The organism is Clostridia bacterium (genome assembly GCA_012841935.1).
Classification (GTDB): Bacteria; Bacillota; Peptococcia; order DRI-13; family DTU073; genus DUTS01.
Genome location: DUTS01000119.1, coordinates 1 through 2,007, shown reverse-complemented (window position 1 = coordinate 2,007; position 2,007 = coordinate 1). Strand labels below are relative to the sequence as shown.

Here is a 2,007-nt window from a genome sequence, read left to right as displayed (position 1 = left end):
GGACTGTGGATCATGGTTGACAAGTGATCCCTTGTGTTTTATAATTAGTGTACTTTAAGAGGGCGGTTAGCTCAGCTGGTTAGAGTGTTGCGTTGACATCGCAAAGGTCACTGGTTCGACTCCAGTACCGCCCACCATGATCTAACAAATAAGTTTGGGGAACTTTTACCGAAGTTCCTTTTTCTGTTTTTATTACCAGTAGTGTGCCTGTATATTAATGCTCAAGCACCATATAATATTTTTAGAGAAGCCTGATTGCGGGAAAGGAGAAAAACATTTGTTTGAGCAGATTACAATTGGCACTTATACTAAACCGCAGGCCCTTTTTCAGCGTTTAAATCATGAGTTTGCTATTTTACAAAATGAAGGTTTCCCTTATATGCTTGATGTTGATAGAGTAGGTGAATTTACCTTTTTAGATTGTTTTTTTCGAGAAAAAGAGGGAACTGATAAAGAAGATACTCTTGAAATGGTTAGGAATTCCATTGCCAATTGTTTAGCAGAAATAATTATTGAAGAATGGGAAACTTTATTATTAAAAAAAATTGTCCGTGATAATTTTTATTATTATACTTCTAGGGAAAAGCAAGCCATTTTAAGTAAAACAGAACGCATCCTTAATCCTTCCAGTTTAAATTCCTATTATCAAAAACAGCGTAAAGAAGAGATCAGGGAGAGAATTTTAGATTATTTAGCAAGACAAAAAAAGTTAATTATAGAAGGATTTATTAACTTCCGTTTGAAAGATTATCAAGAGAACCTCAGTAATGCGGTTGATTCCGCAGTTGATGAGTTTCTTTTAGAAAAGGAATATCGGGAATTTATTCGTCTCCTCAGATATTTTGTGGAGATACAAGAACCGCGTATAAAAAAAGTACAAGTAGTTTTTAAAGAAGCCGGTAAATTCATTTTCCTTGATGAAGCAGATCAGCTAATCGAGCATGAAAGCCTAGAAGGTTTATGTCTTGATTTCTGGGAAAATGAAATAAATTATGCTGATCTGTTAATTAGTGCTTTAATTACTTTGGCACCAGAAGAATTATTAATTCATCAATCCTCTCATGAAACTGCACTAGAAACTATAGAAACGATTAAAGATGTTTTTAGAAGTAGGGTTAAAGAATGCAGTGGCTGTGAACATTGTCAGCAGGAAAAATAGGAATCGAGAAGTGGTGAAAGATGCATCTTTTATTAATATTTTTAATGGGCTTGATTGGAGCTGGAATCGGTTGGATTACAAATGTAATAGCAATTAGGCTTCTTTTTAGACCACAGAAGGAGTATCAAGTTCCTTTACTTGGTTGGCGAATCCAAGGATTATTACCCAAAAGGCAAAAAGAAGTGGCCCAAGCCTTAGGTGAAATTGTCAGTAATGAATTAGTTACTGGTAATGATCTTTTGGCTAGTTTAAAAAGAAAAGATTTAAGAGATAATTTGCATGCTAAATTAGAAAAATATGTACGCGAAAGAGTGATTTTACGTTTGCCTTTTAGTCTTCCGGCTAATTATTTGGCTGAATTAATTGTCAAAATATTAAGCCAGGAAGTTGATAGTTTTCTCAACAACCCGGCTCGTTTTTTTGGAGATGATGCAGAATTAATTAAACTTGAGATTCAAAGAATTGTAGAGGAAAAGGTTTTAGCCTTGGAAATAAATGATCTAGAGGAAATGGTTTATGCCCTGGCGCGTACAGAACTAAAGCACATTGAAATTGTCGGTGGAATTCTTGGTTTAATAATTGGGATAGTACAGGGTATAATTTCACTTTTTTGGCCTTATCTATAAGTGGGAATTATTTCCCACTTTCGTCATTAAAAAAAGACTTTTCCAGGTCTTCTTTTTGTGTAAATGAGCAGTCCTTTATGGGCTGCTTTTTTTGTCTTTTAAATAATAAAAACTCAAGATAAGTATTTAGCATTTCAAAGTCAAGTCCTAAAAAGTGTGTAAATTCCCTTTATGTATAATTTAAGCGACTAGTTCACTAGATTTTTTCTCTTTTGATTCATG

2 protein-coding genes and 1 tRNA gene are annotated in these 2,007 nt (G+C 34.0%); all 3 read left to right on the top strand.

The window, feature by feature from the left end; all coding sequences use genetic code 11:
* The first annotated feature begins 60 nt into the window (after positions 1–60).
* Positions 61–137, top strand: a tRNA-Val gene (locus GX687_06650).
* A 140-nt stretch (positions 138–277) separates the two neighbouring features.
* Positions 278–1,159 carry a putative sporulation protein YtxC gene (gene ytxC / locus GX687_06645; GenBank protein ID HHX97115.1) on the top strand — a complete coding sequence of 294 codons (882 nt, stop codon included), beginning with the start codon at positions 278–280 and terminating at the stop codon, positions 1,157–1,159.
* Positions 1,160–1,203: 44 nt separating this feature from the next.
* On the top strand, positions 1,204–1,785 hold the full coding sequence (locus GX687_06640) for a DUF445 family protein (GenBank protein ID HHX97114.1): 582 nt from the start codon (positions 1,204–1,206) through the stop codon (positions 1,783–1,785).
* Positions 1,786–2,007 lie beyond the last annotated feature (222 nt).